The sequence below is a fragment of the Pantoea sp. JV6 genome (assembly GCF_025910055.1).
Taxonomy (GTDB): domain Bacteria; phylum Pseudomonadota; class Gammaproteobacteria; order Enterobacterales; family Enterobacteriaceae; genus Pantoea; species Pantoea agglomerans.
In genome coordinates this window covers 164,554-179,661 of sequence record NZ_JAPCIM010000003.1, presented here as the reverse complement: position 1 = coordinate 179,661, position 15,108 = coordinate 164,554, and the positions used below count along the sequence as shown (strand labels likewise).

14 protein-coding genes and 1 pseudogene are annotated in these 15,108 nt (G+C 56.8%); 4 read left to right on the top strand and 11 right to left on the bottom strand.

The genetic code is table 11. The annotated features are described in order from the left end of the window. Window positions 1-9 precede the first annotated feature (9 nt). Window positions 10-537 (top strand): sterol desaturase family protein, encoded by a 528-nt coding sequence (locus tag OK412_RS04810; protein ID WP_010247467.1) that lies wholly within the window; start codon window positions 10-12, stop codon window positions 535-537. On the opposite strand, the gene crtB is transcribed toward OK412_RS04810, so the two are convergent. The 6 genes from crtB to OK412_RS04780 all read right to left on the bottom strand — a co-directional run bounded on the left by crtB (window position 476) and on the right by OK412_RS04780 (window position 6,986). Next, on the bottom strand, window positions 476-1,405 hold the full coding sequence (gene crtB / locus OK412_RS04805) for a 15-cis-phytoene synthase CrtB (protein ID WP_033773805.1): 930 nt from the start codon (window positions 1,403-1,405) through the stop codon (window positions 476-478). The two genes, OK412_RS04810 and crtB, sit on opposite strands and share 62 nt — an antisense overlap. Next, window positions 1,402-2,880 carry a phytoene desaturase gene (locus tag OK412_RS04800; protein WP_187494851.1) on the bottom strand — a complete coding sequence of 493 codons (1,479 nt, stop codon included), beginning with the start codon at window positions 2,878-2,880 and terminating at the stop codon, window positions 1,402-1,404. The genes crtB and OK412_RS04800 overlap by 4 nt, the downstream gene beginning before the upstream one ends. Further along, window positions 2,877-4,037, bottom strand: a complete 1,161-nt coding sequence (gene crtY, locus OK412_RS04795; protein ID WP_264352775.1) for a lycopene beta-cyclase CrtY — start codon at window positions 4,035-4,037, stop codon at window positions 2,877-2,879. Before crtY ends, OK412_RS04800 begins: the two co-directional genes overlap by 4 nt. Then, window positions 4,024-5,319, bottom strand: coding sequence for a glycosyltransferase (locus OK412_RS04790; protein ID WP_264352774.1), 1,296 nt, complete (start codon window positions 5,317-5,319; stop codon window positions 4,024-4,026). The genes crtY and OK412_RS04790 overlap by 14 nt, the downstream gene beginning before the upstream one ends. 9 nt (window positions 5,320-5,328) lie before the next feature. Further along, window positions 5,329-6,237, bottom strand: coding sequence for a polyprenyl synthetase family protein (locus tag OK412_RS04785; protein ID WP_010247444.1), 909 nt, complete (start codon window positions 6,235-6,237; stop codon window positions 5,329-5,331). Window positions 6,238-6,455: 218 nt separating this feature from the next. Then, window positions 6,456-6,986 carry a YtfJ family protein gene (locus tag OK412_RS04780; protein ID WP_010247442.1) on the bottom strand — a complete coding sequence of 177 codons (531 nt, stop codon included), beginning with the start codon at window positions 6,984-6,986 and terminating at the stop codon, window positions 6,456-6,458. Between the two features lie 172 nt (window positions 6,987-7,158). On the opposite strand from OK412_RS04780, the gene OK412_RS04775 reads away from it, so the two are divergent. After that, window positions 7,159-7,386, top strand: a complete 228-nt coding sequence (locus OK412_RS04775; protein ID WP_191920184.1) for a hypothetical protein — start codon at window positions 7,159-7,161, stop codon at window positions 7,384-7,386. 45 nt (window positions 7,387-7,431) lie between these two features. Here the strand turns inward: OK412_RS04775 and OK412_RS04770 are convergent, their stop codons facing one another. The 3 genes from OK412_RS04770 to OK412_RS04760 form a co-directional block, all read right to left on the bottom strand. Continuing rightward, window positions 7,432-8,109, bottom strand: a complete 678-nt coding sequence (locus OK412_RS04770; RefSeq protein ID WP_045140164.1) for a pirin family protein — start codon at window positions 8,107-8,109, stop codon at window positions 7,432-7,434. A 126-nt stretch (window positions 8,110-8,235) separates the two neighbouring features. Then, the gene (locus OK412_RS04765) at window positions 8,236-9,966 is read right to left on the bottom strand and encodes a DUF2534 family protein (protein ID WP_264352773.1); all 1,731 of its coding nucleotides are present in this window, start codon (window positions 9,964-9,966) and stop codon (window positions 8,236-8,238) included. Between the two features lie 45 nt (window positions 9,967-10,011). After that, entirely contained in the window at window positions 10,012-10,431 is a 420-nt protein-coding gene (locus OK412_RS04760) for a DUF2946 domain-containing protein (RefSeq protein ID WP_264352772.1), read from the bottom strand. A gap of 223 nt (window positions 10,432-10,654) precedes the next feature. Between OK412_RS04760 and OK412_RS04755 the strand changes: the two genes are divergently transcribed. Together OK412_RS04755 and OK412_RS04750 are read left to right on the top strand one after the other, a co-directional pair. Next, window positions 10,655-11,593, top strand: coding sequence for a D-2-hydroxyacid dehydrogenase (locus tag OK412_RS04755; RefSeq protein WP_264352771.1), 939 nt, complete (start codon window positions 10,655-10,657; stop codon window positions 11,591-11,593). Between the two features lie 214 nt (window positions 11,594-11,807). Next, window positions 11,808-12,737, top strand: a pseudogene (locus tag OK412_RS04750) (Rpn family recombination-promoting nuclease/putative transposase). Between the two features lie 138 nt (window positions 12,738-12,875). On the opposite strand, the gene glsB reads toward OK412_RS04750, so the two are convergent. Both glsB and OK412_RS04740 read right to left on the bottom strand, forming a co-directional pair. After that, window positions 12,876-13,802 (bottom strand): glutaminase B, encoded by a 927-nt coding sequence (glsB, locus tag OK412_RS04745; RefSeq protein ID WP_010247422.1) that lies wholly within the window; start codon window positions 13,800-13,802, stop codon window positions 12,876-12,878. Window positions 13,803-13,884: 82 nt separating this feature from the next. After that, on the bottom strand, window positions 13,885-15,084 hold the full coding sequence (locus tag OK412_RS04740; RefSeq protein ID WP_264352770.1) for a CynX/NimT family MFS transporter: 1,200 nt from the start codon (window positions 15,082-15,084) through the stop codon (window positions 13,885-13,887). Window positions 15,085-15,108: the final 24 nt, after the last annotated feature.

Below are 15,108 nucleotides of genomic sequence, written 5' to 3'. Positions count from 1 at the left end.
GGAGAAACTATGTTGTGGATTTGGAATGCCCTGATTGTTCTGGTCACTGTTATCGGAATGGAGATAACGGCTGCACTGGCGCACAGATACATTATGCATGGCTGGGGTTGGGGCTGGCATCTGTCACATCATGAACCGCATAAAGGCTGGTTTGAGGTTAATGACCTCTATGCCGTAGTGTTCGCCGCTCTGTCGATTTTGCTCATTTATCTGGGCAGCACGGGTGTCTGGCCCTTGCAGTGGATCGGCGCGGGTATGACGCTCTACGGCCTGCTCTATTTTATTGTGCATGACGGCCTGGTGCATCAGCGCTGGCCATTCCGCTATGTTCCGCGCCGGGGTTATTTACGCAGGCTTTATATGGCGCACCGCATGCATCATGCGGTACGAGGCAAAGAGGGCTGTGTCTCGTTTGGCTTTCTTTACGCGCCGCCGCTGTCAAAACTGCAGGCGACGCTGCGAGAACGTCATGGCGTTAAACGGGGCGCTGCCAGAGATCAGCGGAGCGTGGAGCGTGACGCGCCACCCGGGAAGTAACCGCCTGACCCGATGCCGCCACCAGCAGTGCCAGTTTCTCTGGCGTGCTGGTGGACTGGCGTTGCTCCCACGCCTGTGAACCCGCCTGAACCACCTTCATACCGATTTTACGATAGACCTGCTGCGCGGTAGCAATCGCCCACGCTGAACGCAGCGGTAAACCCGGCAGGCCAGCCGACGCCGATCGATAATAGGGCTCCGCCGTTTCCACCAGCCGACGGGCGACGCGGCTTAATGCCTTGCGATTTTGCGGATCGGCGAGATTCTCTCGGGTCAGCCCCTCTTCAGCCAGCCACGCAGCGGGCAGATAGCAGCGTCCCGCTTCAGCATCTTCAACGATATCGCGCGCAATATTGGTCAGCTGAAACGCCAGACCGAGATCGCAGGCGCGATCCAGCGTGGCGTTGTCGCGTACGCCCATAATCTGCGCCATCATCAGGCCAACCACTCCCGCGACGTGGTAACAGTAACGCAGCGTATCATCCAGCGTCTGATAGCGTGTCTCATGCACGTCCATCGCAAAGCCCGCCAGATGATCAAAAGCATAAGCAGGCAGAATATCGTGCGCCATTGCCACCTCCTGAAAGGCCGCAAAGGCGGGCTCATGCATCTGGGATCCGGCATAGGCCTGACGCGTTTTCATCTCCAGCTGCGCCAGGCGCTGTTCGGCAGATTGCAGCGATGGCGTATCGTTGCTGAATCCCAGTACCTGATCGTCAATCACATCATCACAGTGACGGCACCAGGCGTAGAGCATCAGCACGCTGCGTCGGGTTTTGGCATCAAACAGTTTTGACGCGGTGGCAAAGCTTTTCGATCCCACCTCCATGGTGTCTACGGCATGATCGAGCAGTGACGGACTATTCAAGCCAGATCCTCCAGCATCAATCCTGCGGTAGCCTTGGCCGAGCCAATTACGCCTGGAATACCCGCGCCAGGATGGGTACCTGCACCGACCAGATAGAGATTATCAATATTTTTATCGCGGTTGTGAGGCCGGAACCAGGCGCTTTGCGTCAGGATCGGCTCCACCGAGAAGGCCGAGCCCTGATACGCATTCAGCTCATCGCGGAAATCAAACGGCGTGAAGATGCGATGCGTGACCAACTGGCTCCGCAGGCCCGGCATATAGTGCTGTTCCAGATAGTCAAAAATGCGATCGCGCAGGCGCGGACCTTCAACGGCCCAGTCGATATCGGCGGTGCCGAGGTGCGGAACTGGCGCCAGCACGTAGTAGCTGCCGCAGCCCTCCGGCGCCAGTGAGGGATCGGTCACGCAGGGCGCATGCAGATAGAGCGAGAAGTCCTCTGCCAGGCCATCTTTGTTAAAGATCTCATCAATCAACTCACGATAGCGCGGACCAAAGCAGACCGTGTGGTGCGCCAGCTGATCGTGATGATGATTCAGGCCAAAATAGATCACAAACAGCGAGTTGCTCATGCGTTTGTTCTGCAGTGACCGTCCCTGCGCCTGCGAAGCGGGATGCTGGCTCAGCAGTTCGCGGTAGGTGTGAACCACATCTGCGTTTGAGGCAACCGCGCGGGTTGGGAAGACCCGGCCATCTTTCAGGTGTACCGCGGTAATCCTGTTTTCCTGGGTCTCCAGCCGGGCAACGCTGGCATTGAGCTCCACTTCGCCGCCCAGATCTTCAAACAGTTTCACCATGCCCTGCACCAGCGCGCCCGTGCCACCGCGCGGGAACCAGACGCCCCATTCACGTTCCAGCGCATGAATCAGGGTATAGATTGAGGAAGTGGCAAACGGATTTCCGCCCACCAGCAGTGAGTGGAAAGAGAAGGCCTGACGCAGATGCTCATCTTCAATGTAGCTCGCCACTTTGCTGTAAACGCTGCGCCATGCCTGAAGTTTTGCCAGCTGAGGCGCGGCCCGCAGCATGTCGCGGAATGACAGAAACGGCACGGTGCCAAGCTTCAGATAGCCTTCAGCAAACACCGCTCGGGAATAGGCCAGAAAGCGACGATATCCTTCAACGTCACGCGGATTAAACGCGGCAATCTGCGCTTCCAGCGCGGGCTGATCGTTGTCATAACTGAACACCTTGCCGGACTCCCAGCAGAGGCGATAAAACGGCTTCACCGGCATCAGCTCGACATAGTCAGAGAGCTTTTTACCCGCGAGGGTGAACAGCTCTTCAATGGCGCTGGGATCGGTGATTACCGTGGGGCCGGCATCAAACGTGAAGCCCTGATCCTGATAGACATAAGCCCGGCCGCCAGGCTTGTCACGCTGCTCCAGCAGTCGGGTGGGAACGCCTGACGCCTGAAGGCGAATGGCCAGAGCCAGACCACCAAAGCCTGCGCCAATTACTGTAGTTCTATTCATTGCATCGCCTGTTGACGGTGAGGAGTCATAATAGCCTGTAACGCCGCCAGAACGGGGACCGGGGGCTTGCCGCTTAAGATGCGCAGCCGATCAGGCAAAGTGAGTTTTCCCGCATAAAAACGGGCGATCAGACCTTCGGGAAGGCCGTAAAAACGTTGCATAACCTGCCAGCGCTGGTCAGCCGGACCCGCCAGAAACAGCATACGGTTCAGCATGCGGAAGAAGCGCTGTTGCTGCCAGGCCTGACTGGCGAATTGCTGAATGGTGGCGTGCAGGGTCTCAGAGGTAAACGTCTGCATCTGCGCCAGCCGGTCAGCCAGAGCAACCGCCAGTGGCAGAGAATAGCCGGTAGTGGGATGGAATAACCCGGCACGCAAACCGCTGCAGGGCAAATCGCGGTTCTGCCAGAAGGCGGCCACGTCGCCAGTCAGCGTAATGGGTAACGCGCCTTGCTCTTCGCGTAGCAGCCGGTCTAATCGCCATCCCTGCTGCGCGGCATAGTCGCGGATATTCTGACGGGCGCGATCGCCTTCCAGCGTGGCGTTATCAATGTAGTGGGTATCTTCAATCAGCAGGGTGTCTGCAGAAAAGGGCAGGCTGTAGACAAAGCGATAGCCTGCCTGCTGATCTACCGTGGCATCCATGATGATCGGCGCGGTCAGGCCATGTGGCTCGCTGAGCTGCCACTCCTGTCCGACAAACGACTGGAAACCCATGCGCAGTGCGGCATCGGGCTGGTAGCCACGGCCATCAATCACTGCGTCACTCTCCAGCACCCGACCATCGTCCAGCGTAACCGCGCGTGAAGCGATGCCCGCAACCCGGGTATTCAGCAGCAGGTCCGGCGCAAACCTGTCGCGGATGACCTTCGCGAAGCGCTCCGCAGTCACGCAAAAATAGCCACTGTTCATACTGCGACTGCGTTGGGGAAAGCGGACCTCATAGCCAGGCCAGTGATGTACTACCAGCGGAGCGATCCAGCGATGCTGCGTTTCGGTGAGATCTTCCGCATGAAACGACCAGGTATGATTGGCACCCGGTTCACGTTCGGCGTCAATCAGCAGAATGCGCAGGGAGGGCCGCTGCTGTCTCAGGCGCAGGGCGATCAGCCCGTTGGCCAGTCCCGCACCTACCAGAATCAGATCATACCGCGGCATAGTTTCTCCTGGTGAGCACCGGCTGGCGGGTCAGCATCGCCTGTTCGACGATGTCCGCCGCCAGGGTGGTTCCGCCCGCCTGACGAAGTGCGCTACGCAGCGTTTTCATCTGCTGAACGTAGCTTTCATCAGCCAGTAAGGTCTGGAGCTGACGTGCCATGGAGTGGCTGGTGGTAAAGCGTGAGGCGCGACGTCCGATACCGTGCCAGACCACTCTGGCAGCCACACCCGGCTGATCAAAGGCCAGCGGGATCGTCAGCAGCGGCGTCAGGTGGTTAATCCCATCCAGCACCGTATTCATGCCGCCGTGCGTAATGACAAGATCGGCCTGCGCCAGTGCAGCCGCCTGGTCGGCAAAATCGACCACCTGAACATGGCTGGCCTGCGCCAGTTTCTCCGCCTGGAAAGGTGACAACCGACCGCAATGCGCCAGCAATAACTGAGCATCGATCTCCTGGCAGGCGCGGACGATGGTTTTAAACAGGCCGTAGCGATGTCCCTGCAGCGTGCCGAGTGAAGCAAAAATGCGCGGTCTGTCGCCATGCGGGAAGTAGCGAGGCTGCGACGCGGCGGGTGCCGGTTCAGTGGTACGCAGCGGGCCAACCGAATGGAAATGATCGGGCAGTGTCTGGCGGGGAAAATCCAGTTCCGGAATCAGCTGGCTGATCTGCGCCAGCGGTGAAAAACAGTGATGCAGTTTTTCCCGTGGTGCTAATCCCATCGCATGAGCGTTGCGGGCGATCACCCGATCGTGACGTCGCATCAGCCAGTCATAGATTTTTTCACTGGTGCGATAGCGTTCCCGTGCCTGATCGGTCCTGGCATAGTCAAACGGCATCACGGCCAGCGGGAAATCCGCTTCACGGTTAAGTGGCAGCGCACAGGCAACCGAAACATAAGGCAGGTTCAGCGCTTCTGCCGCCAGTGCACCGGCAGGCTCCATCTGATCGACAATCACGCCATCAATCGCCAGGGTGCTCAGCACCACGGGCAGTTCACGACAGAGCATATCGGTGCTGCGGGCCATCTCATTGATCAGTTTCAGCATTGAGGGGCCGAGAGGATGCGCCGCCAGTTGCAGGGTATGTGCCAGACTGCCCGCCGGATGCGAGGCTAAACCCAGCGGGAAAAAGCCGATACGGCTATCGGTGAGTAGCGCGCCAACGTCCGTCTGCTGGATGAAAGTGATCTGGTGTCCGCGTGCGATTAAGGCCTGGCTAAGGTGCTGAAGCGCCTGCACATGGCTATAGAAGGGCGGTGCAATGACCGCAAAGTGGCTCATGCAGCATCCTTAACTGACGGCAGCGAGTTTTTTCTCAAACCAGGCCTGAACAAAATGGTGTGTGGCATAACCGTCCTGGCAGGCCGATAACAGATGCTCGCTGGCGCAGCGCAGATGATCGCGCAGTCGCGTTTCAACCGCCTGTGGCCCCAGCAGATTCACCAGCGTTGATTTCCCGTCATCCTGATGAGCATCTTTACCGGTGTCGGCCATGCCGTCAGTGAGATCGTCCAGTAGCTGGAAAGCCTGACCAAGATTAAGCGAAAAACGGTGCAGCTGTTCGCGGGCTTCACCTGAGGCTTCAGCCACGATAGAGGCCATCTGCATGGAGGCGCAGAACAGGGTGCTGGTTTTATAGTGATTGGTCATCAGAATGGCGTCAGCGCTGCGTGGCTTGTCACCTTCGGAGAGATCCTTAAACTGCCCCTGCACCAGCCCCTGCATGCCGACTGCGTGGGATAATTCTGCCACAGCGTCGGCTCTGGCGGTTGCCGTTAAGCCTTCTGCCGCAGCGACCACGCCGAATGCCTTACTCAGCAGGGCCACCGCGGCCAGAATCGCGACATGTTCACCATACTGGCAATGAATGGTCGGACGTCCGCGACGCAGTTGCGCATCATCCATGCAGGGCATGTCATCCAGAATCAGTGATGCGGCATGCACCATCTCTACCGCGCAGGCGAGATCAAGCAGGCCGGCAGGCGTGGCGTTGCAGCCCAGATCGCGCGCTGCCAGCAACAACAGCAGTGGACGGATACGCTTTCCTGGTGCCAGCGCACCGTCGCGCATGGCAGCGCCCACTAAGTCACGTTCGCTTTCAACCGGTAAAAGCTGATCAAGCCGTTGCTCAATGTCGTTCAACAGGCTGGCTGCATCGCTGTGTATGAAATTGACGTGTTGTTCTGCACAGACCGTCATCATGGCTGTCCTTATCTACAGAGGAAGTCACAGCAGGTCGAATGATTCGATGCCATCTTCAATAATCGTCCCCGACTGCCATAGCATAGTTGGCAGGTTTTCAAAGAACGGCGGGTTAATCCATTACAACTAAGAGTAGTTCACGATAATAAAAATGTCGGAGAATTCAGCAGCCTTCCGCGTTTTGCGGCGATAGCCGGACGGGCATTATGCGTGATTTAACCCAGTAATGCGCGCAGCTGTTTCATCACGCTGGCGACATCCTCCGCAGATAATGCGCCATCTTTAGCAAAGCGCACAATGCCTGCCGGATCAATCACCACCACGGACGCGCTTTCCGGCTTAAGATGCCAGCTGTGCGCGGTTACGCCACTGCTGTCGATAATGAATTGCTGCCACGGTGCCGCTTTTTTACTGGAAGCGATGCTGCGCACCACAAAAATGGCACTGCCAGGCAGCGCATCGTCAGTATTCACGATGGTGGTGGTCTGAAAACGGTCACGCGGCAAGCTGGCCTGCTGAATGGCTTCGATTAATCGTGCACTCTGATCCTTCGCTGAGAGACGACCCGCCACATGAATCACCAGACGCACTTTTCCGGTCAGAGTCTGACTGTTCCAGCGCTGATAATTTATGTCGCCCTGATTCAGCACCATTTCGCCTTTATCGGCAACGAAGACAGGTGGTACAGGCTGACCAGGGGTCAGGGTGTGAGCGGTGGCAAAGCCGGAAAACAGCAGGGCAATCATCAATCCATAATGGCGCACGGGTTCCTCACTTCTTTCTCGGTTTGCGTCAGACGCGGTGAACGCTCTCATTAGCAGGCAGAAGATTAGTACCACATCTATGTTTCAGATCAATAAAAGCATTCAGGATTTGGCCTGAAAATGCAGGGGAGATTGTGTTTACAGGAGGTGGGAAATGAGTACAGCATTGATGACATTACCTGAATTTGCCCGTCATATCGGCATTGCCACCCCAACGCTGGCGCGCGCCTTTTGCTGCCGGGGATCGCTGGCGGGTGTGCCGCTGCCGCAGGCGCTGGATGATGCACCGCTGACGCAACGCCACTGGCTTCGCGATGATGTACGTCAGTTCGATCATGCCTATAAACGGGTTCAGGCGATGCAGCAACGTAGCACGCTTTAATCTGCGTTAAACAAGACGTGAGCGCGGGAAAGTTCCCGCGCTTTTTTATGCAAAATTATCGGGCTTTATCAGGAAGCAGACCAGATTGGCATCCCGATCGCCCACGATCTCGACGCTGGAATCCAGCCCGCTGACGGCATCACCGCGACTCAGTCGCTGATCGCCGACGCGAATAATCCCTTCAAGTACGGTAAGATAAGCGACAAAGCCCGGCATCGACGGCACGTCCAGCGTATGGTTGCGCTCCAGCAGCGTGTCGAAGATGTAGACTTCCTGGCGCAGTTCCAACGGCGCATCAGACTCTTCCGGCCCGGCCAGTTCGGTCCAGCCATTGGTCATAATGCCCTGATCGCGCTCCAGCACCTGGGTCATCGCTTCACCGCCCTGCTGTGAAGGCCGAATAACCGCCTGTAACAGCTCCGCTTCATATAACGGCACCGACTCTTCGTATTGAACGCCATCACCCGCGTTCACCACCATCACGCGTTTTGCAGAGAGCTGGGTACGTTCGCCGTTACTGTCCTGATGCTGCATCGAACCACGCCACAGGTAGGTGAAAACTTCTTCATCCTGATGCTGCTGCATCGGAATCCGGGCATCGAGTTTTAGCGACATCAGATCAACACTGACCAGCGGGCTTAACGCCTCGCCAGGACGCTGGCGACGGACGGTAAAAGGACCGTACTCAAACAGTTGTTCAGGATTAGCTCGCACAATGTTCATGATTTGCTCTCAAATAAAGTGACTCATAACAACGATCATAGACCTCAGGCGGAGAATGAGAAGCCGGGAGTTTTGCCCGGCTTCGTCAGTTATTTTGAATAACAGAGTTTAGGGTGTCTTGCCAGCTTACTTGCCCTGTTCGTCGCTCTCACCGAGGAAGAAATACCAGAGTGGAATCGACAACAGTCCGGTAAAGACCGTGGAGTAGAGCAGGATCATCATCGCCTGAGTTATATACATGGTCAGCGACCAGTGACTGAAGGGGATCTGATATTGATCAATCACTCCGCCAATCATCGCATTCGCCATCACCGTAATGACAATCAGCGCCAGCACCGTCACGCTGCGCAGAAAATAGCGCATCTCTTTGCGCTTCCCGGCAAAACGCGACTGGACGATGGCCAGCGGCGACTGCTTGTCCGGAGCGACATCCACGCGGACGACCGCGGCGCGCTGTGCGCTGCGCCAGCGCTGAATATCCAGCAGCACCAGCACCACCAGGCTGATTCCCATAACGGGCAGGGCATATCCCAGCGCCAGCATCACTATCAGGCTGGTGCCCTGCGCATAGCGCGGCAGCGCCAGCCAGGCGGATAACAGCGTCTGTGAGGGGTTGAGCTGCGGAACAGCCGGGCGACGAATCCACCACATGCGGTAGCCCAGCACAATCATTGTGCAGAGTCCAAAGCCAGACAGCGCCAGAATCAGCTGATTAGGCAGGCCAAACAGCACGCCCATATGCGCATCCACGCCCCAGCGGGTCAGTTTCGCCACCAGCGGGAAGCTGGCAAACTCAACGCGGTCGACCACGCTAAAATCAGTCGGATTAATTGAAACCGCATCGACCTGGCTTGGCCAGCTGCGGTCAATCTCCGAAACCGTCCACGCCTGTTCAGCGTTCTTAGGCTGGCGTAGTTCCAGTTTCGCTGAGTGCAGTCCTGCCTGACGCGCCGCTGCCAGCGCCTGATCCCAGCTGGCATTCGGCTGATTGAGAATCACAGGCGCAGCGGTTTTCGCTGGCATGGTCATTCCGGACATCGTCATCCCTTCCATTGCGCCGCGATGGTCAGCATGGGGATCGGCGGCTTCAGCGGGCGCGTTACCGTTTAGCGCGGTATTAACCTGCGGCGTTTTCCAGCCAAAGTCGCTGCGCATCTTTTCAATATTATTGCCCGCCCACTGTGACCAGGTCAGCCCGGTTACTGAAAAGAACACCAGTCCGATTGCCAGAAGCAGCCCCAGAGTGACATGCCAGTGACGGGTTGTCGCGAAGCCGCTCCGTCCTTTACTGCGGGTGCGCGGCGGCCGGGTGCCGGACCATAAGACAATCCCACCCAGCGCGGCGACCCACAGCCAGGAGGCTGCCAGTTCACTGTAGTTTCGGCCAAAATCACCCAGCAACAGGCCGCGATGCAGCTGATCCAGCCACATGCGCAGCGGCAACACACCGCTGGTGCCATACACCGTCATATCGCCTTTCACCTGCAGGGTGTAGGGATCAATAAACAGCGATCGTGATTCCGATGGGCCAAGCTGTGGCTCGGCAAACTGCACGCGGGTCGTATCCTGCGGGCCGGGTGCCGGACGCACAGCGTAAATGCGTGCTGATTCACCGGCACGGGCTCGCGCAGCGGCAATCTGGGCGGACAACGGTTGGGCCTCACCCTGGGCATCGGTGGTCAGGGCATCATGGTAGATAGCCTGTTCCAGTTGCGGTGTCAGAACGTAGAGCGTGCCGGTGAGTGCCGCGACAAAAATAAACGGCGCAATAAACAGGCCGATATAAAAATGCAGGCGGCGAAAGAGATTAAACACCGTGCCGCGCGGTGCAGGGGACATTTCCTGAGAAGAGGACATAGCATTCCACACTTTTCAAAAGACAAAGACGATCAGGTGACGTTGTCACGCAATCGGATTAGTAAGTAGTGAGTGTGACGCGATAAAGGGTGGCGCGCGCGGTCGATGAAGACGCAACAGCCGTCGCCATTGGGGTGGATTGATAGCCGCTGGCGGCGGGGCGCGGCTGATCAGGCACATCCACCAGATAAACGGGATAAAAACCCAGAGCATCAGCGGAACATGCACCAGTAGATCGCAGTAGCCACAGGCAAAGCCCGGGCCCATCATCATCCCGTGATCAGCCATCGACATCTCGCTGTGATGAACCATCATCGGCATCTCTGCGCTCATGATCGAAGCGCCTTGCATCCTGGAATGATGTTCAGCGAGATTCTTTGAGATCATCGGTGCAACAAACAACAGAAGCACGGCCAGTATCGCAATACCGGCGGTGAGTCGTTGTCTGAGTGAAGATCCCGGCATGATTTCAACGGTCGTATGAGGTCAGAATTCAGGGCGGCAGTGTAACGCGAAGGGAATAAAAGGGTTAAATAAAGTGGCATCTGTTCCGAAAAAATTCGCACTCTTTGAACATTTTCACTTTAATTTCAGCATCATTTAACTTAGTTGTTACTCGCGGTGCACATACAAATAACATTAATCATTCGCCTGCGGTTTAACCAAACCTGATGAAGGAATAAAAAAAATGAAAATTGTAATGCTGGATGGTGACACGCTGCCTGTACCCCTGCCGACCGATCAACAGCAGGCTGACTGGGAGATGCGCGCGCAGACTCCGGCTGATGACATTGTATCTTCTCTGGCGGGCGCAACGGTCGCTATTACCAATAAGGTGCCGTTGCGGGCTGACACACTGCAACAACTGCCTGAACTGCGTTTTATCTGTGTCGCAGCGACGGGCTATGACTGTATCGATCTTGATGCTTGTAGCGCACGCGGCATCGTGGTCAGTAATGTTCCAGGCTATTCGACTCAGAGCGTTTCAGAGGCGGTGATAGCCGCGATTTTTGCCCTGCGCCGTCAGCTGATGGCGTATGCCAGCAATACCCGCATCGACTGGCCCCAGGCTAAGCACTTCTGTGTGCATCATCAGCCGATAGGGGATATTGGCGGTGCCACGCTGGGCATCGCGGGTAAAGGCGACATCGGCCAGGCGGTCGGCAGGCTGGCCCAGGCGCTGGGAATGCAGGTGCAGTACGCCGAGCGAAAAGGCAGTGAAAGGGTGCGTGACGGTTATGTCAGCTTTGAGCAGATGCTGGCGACCAGCGACATCATTTCGCTGCACTGCCCGCTGAGTGACAGCACCCGCCAGATGATTGATCGCGAGGCGCTGGATAAAATGAAGCCACAGGCGCTGCTGATAAACACGGCTCGTGGCGGACTGATTAACGAAGCCGATCTTGCTGCCGCGTTAAAGCAAGGGCAGATTGGTGGTGCGGCGCTGGATGTGCTGAGCAGCGAGCCGCCCGCTCCGGATAATCCGCTGCTGGCGGATCTGCCAACGCTGCTGCTGACACCGCACATCGCCTGGGCAAGTCGCAGCGGCGTGGAGAATCTGGTGGCTGGCGTGATGGCCAATATCGCGGCCTTTATTCAGGGCGAGCCAATTAATGTGGTGAGCTGAGTCAGATGGAATAGTTTTTAATGCCCGACAGGGGTTGATATTCAGAGCAACCTCGTAGATTTCAGGAAAAGCCTTTTACGCGGTTTAGTCATCAGGGTATTAATTTCGTTATTTCCATCAGGACTTTAAACGTTCGTGCGCTACAGGAATTAGCGCCTTTTACTGGCTGAATCAGCCGATGTAAGCGCTTCAGGAACAGAAAGGATTCTGGCCAGTGAAAAAGAAGAACAGCACGCCTGTGCCTCATGATGCCACATTCCGGCAATTTCTGACTCAGCCGGATATTGCCCGGGATTTCATGGAGCTGCATTTGCCGCCAGAGCTGCGCATATGCTGTGATCTCAGCACGCTGAAACTGGAGTCGGGGGCATTTGTCGAGGATGACCTTCGGCAGTACTTTAGCGACGTGCTTTACAGTCTTAAAACAACCGCTGGCGATGGATATATCCATGTACTAATTGAGCATCAGTCTGTGCCAGACAAACATATGGCATTTCGGCTGATGCGCTATGCAGTGGCTGCCATGCAGCGCCATCTTGAAGCAGGGCATAAGCGGTTGCCGCTGATAATTCCCGTACTGTTTTACACTGGCAGACGCACTCCATATCCCTATTCGACCCGGTGGCTGGATTAGTTCGACGACCCGGCGCTGGCGGACAGGCTTTACAGCCGCAGTTTTCCGCTGGTCGATGTCACGGTGATTCCTGACGATGAGATCATGCAACATCGCAGCATGGCGGCTCTGACCCTGTTGCAGAAGCATATCCGGCAGCGTGATCTGGCTGAAATGATGGACCGGCTGGTAACCATTTTGCAGGCTGGCTATCACTCTTCATCACAGGTGATAACGCTGGTACACTACATTGTACAGGCGGGTGAAACATCGGACGCCAAAGCCTTTGTACGGGAGCTGGCACAGCGTGTGCCCCAACACGAGAACGCACTTATGACTATCGCACAACAGCTTGAGCAGATAGGGCTTGAAAAAGGTATTGAGCAGGGTATTGAACAGGGACGGACAGAAGGTAGTCGTGGAGCAAGCCTCACAATTGCCCACACCATGCTAGAGAGTGGCATGGATCGCAATACCGTTATGCAGATGACTGGTCTGAGTGAAGAGGACCTGGCACAGATTTCGCACTAATTAATTTTTTGAGTTCTGATTATCGCTGACGACTCAAATCGCCAGCGCACTACACGGAAAATGCAAAATCAGCTTCCCGAAATCATGGGAACCCCGTCGCATTTCATCACGGCGAGCCTGTGACTTGCGCGCTCAGCCTCAGAATATCGATCGCCCCAGCTTCTCGGTCAGCAATTCCAGCACTGCGGTACCAGCCAGAGAATTGCCCGCGCTATCCAGTCCAGGCGACCAGACGGCAATGCTCATCTCACCTGGGATAATGGCAATAATCCCGCCACCCACGCCCGATTTTGCGGGCATCCCGACCCGCCACGCGAATTCGCCAGCGCCGTCGTACATCCCGCTGGTGATCATCAGTGCGTTAATCTGCCGCGCCTGACGTGGAGTAATCATCTGGCTGCCATCCAGCGTTTTGCCCTGATTCGCCAGATAGATAAACGTGCGGGCCAGCTCAACGCAGTTCATCGACAGGGAACAGTAGTGGAAATAGGTCTGCATCACGCTGGTGACATCGTTATCGAAATTTCCAAACGACTTCATCAGCCAGGCGATCGCTGCATTGCGGGCCGAGTGTTCGAACTCAGAACGGGCAACGTGGCGATCATAATTGATATCGGACTGCTGACTCAGCTGGCGCACAATTTCCAGCATTCGCTGACGCGGGGCGGTCAGTCGGGTTTCCAGCAGATCGCAAATCACCAGCGCACCGGCATTAATAAACGGATTACGCGGCTTGCCCTGTTCCAGCTCCAGCTGAACCAATGAATTAAATGGCTGGCCAGAAGGCTCTTTGCCGACCCGCTGCCATATTTCGCTGTCCTCATAGCGTGTCAGTGCTACGGTCAGAGAAAGCGCCTTGGAGATCGACTGAATCGAAAAGCGCGTCTCAGCATCGCCCGCCTGAAAGAGGGTGCCATCACGCAGGCAAACCGCTATTGCCAGATGATCGGCAGCCACATCCGCCAGCGCAGGGATATAGTCAGCCACCTTTCCCTGATGGATCAGCGGACGCACCTGATCCAGGATCTCCTGCAGCAGAGCATTATTCAGTTCAGACACGCACATTCTCCCGTCGATTCCCGCCGACCGGTGATGCCAGGCATCCGCGATCCGCGAGTCATTTATTGTTAACGGCTCCGCCGCATTTTCAGCTAATGGGTTTTGACTGCGCTGCCAGCGGAGCCAGCAGCATCTGTAACAGGCTCAGCATTGCCAGCACGCTGAAGGGCAGCGTCCAGTTACCGCTCTGCTCATGGAGCACGCCAAAGAACAAAGGGCCGAGTGCCGCCAGCGCATACCCGACACACTGTGCCATGCCCGACAGCTGTGACGCCTGACGGTGATGAGTGGCTCGCAGATTAAACAGTGAGAGGCAGAGCACCAGTGATGCGCCTGCGCCCAGTCCGGCCAGTGTCAGCCAGATGACGGCCCACTGCGGATTGAACAATAGGCCCAGCATGCCGAGGAAAATGCCTGATGAAGCAATGAACGCGGTAAGCCGGGCATCTTTTACGCGCTTCAGCGCCACCATGCAGCCCAGGTTAGCGACGATCGCAATTGCCTGATACCAGAACAGCAGCCAGCCTGCGTGGGCCTGACTGAAGCCGTTATCCTGGGCAAACAGCGTAAACCAGTCAATCAGGGTATAAAACGCCAGCGATTGCAGCGCCATAAACAGGGCGATTTGCCAGCCGCCGGGCGTTCGCCACGGATGGCGATATGCAACGGGCGCGTCGGCGGACGCTGCGGTTGACCGCCGTTGACGTAACAGCGGCAGCCAGACGAGTAGCGCAATCAGCGCCGGTAGCGCCCAGACAACCAGCGAGAGTCGCCAGCCTGCCGCTGAAAGCTGGCTCAGCGGAACGGCAATGCCAGATGCCAGGCTGGCAGTAATCGACATGGTGGCGGCATAAAGGCCAATATATTTAGCGGTGTGGGCGGTGAAATCGCGTTTAATCAGTGGCGGCAGCAGCACGTTGGCGGCGGCAATGCCTGCGCTGAGCAGCAGCGTTCCGCTCCACAACGCCGCTTCATCAGGCAGCCAGCGCAACAGCGAACCGGCAGTGATCAGGCATAGCGCGCCCCATAAACTGCGCTCAAGCCCGACGCGATTTCCCAGCCAGGCGGCCAGTGGGGCGAGCAGGGCAAACAGCATCAGTGGAATAAAGTTAAACAGGCCCGCTTCACCGACACTCAGGCCAAAGGTCTGGCGGATATCCTGTAGTACCGGGCCGATGACAGTAATGGGCGCACGAAGATTAGCCGCGGTCAGCAGCAGGACGAACAAAAAAAATGTGGCGCTGGAATACGCAGCGAGAGGTTTAGCTGGGTGTTGTACAGGCATCATGGCAGGGATCATCACATGCAGCAG

Excerpts from the sequence above, each read along its gene's own strand:
- OK412_RS04810 (WP_010247467.1), top strand. The coding sequence starts at position 10 with ATGTTGTGGATTTGGAATGCCCTGATTGTTCTGGTCACTGTTATCGGA.
- OK412_RS04800 (WP_187494851.1), bottom strand. The coding sequence starts at position 2,880 with ATGAATAGAACTACAGTAATTGGCGCAGGCTTTGGTGGTCTGGCTCTG.
- crtY (WP_264352775.1), bottom strand. The coding sequence starts at position 4,037 with ATGCCGCGGTATGATCTGATTCTGGTAGGTGCGGGACTGGCCAACGGG.
- OK412_RS04790 (WP_264352774.1), bottom strand. The coding sequence starts at position 5,319 with ATGAGCCACTTTGCGGTCATTGCACCGCCCTTCTATAGCCATGTGCAG.
- OK412_RS04785 (WP_010247444.1), bottom strand. The coding sequence starts at position 6,237 with ATGACGGTCTGTGCAGAACAACACGTCAATTTCATACACAGCGATGCA.
- OK412_RS04780 (WP_010247442.1), bottom strand. The coding sequence starts at position 6,986 with ATGATTGCCCTGCTGTTTTCCGGCTTTGCCACCGCTCACACCCTGACC.
- OK412_RS04775 (WP_191920184.1), top strand. The coding sequence starts at position 7,159 with ATGAGTACAGCATTGATGACATTACCTGAATTTGCCCGTCATATCGGC.
- OK412_RS04770 (WP_045140164.1), bottom strand. The coding sequence starts at position 8,109 with ATGAACATTGTGCGAGCTAATCCTGAACAACTGTTTGAGTACGGTCCT.
- OK412_RS04765 (WP_264352773.1), bottom strand. The coding sequence starts at position 9,966 with ATGTCCTCTTCTCAGGAAATGTCCCCTGCACCGCGCGGCACGGTGTTT.
- OK412_RS04760 (WP_264352772.1), bottom strand. The coding sequence starts at position 10,431 with ATGCCGGGATCTTCACTCAGACAACGACTCACCGCCGGTATTGCGATA.
- OK412_RS04755 (WP_264352771.1), top strand. The coding sequence starts at position 10,655 with ATGAAAATTGTAATGCTGGATGGTGACACGCTGCCTGTACCCCTGCCG.
- glsB (WP_010247422.1), bottom strand. The coding sequence starts at position 13,802 with ATGTGCGTGTCTGAACTGAATAATGCTCTGCTGCAGGAGATCCTGGAT.
- OK412_RS04740 (WP_264352770.1), bottom strand. The coding sequence starts at position 15,084 with ATGATGCCTGTACAACACCCAGCTAAACCTCTCGCTGCGTATTCCAGC.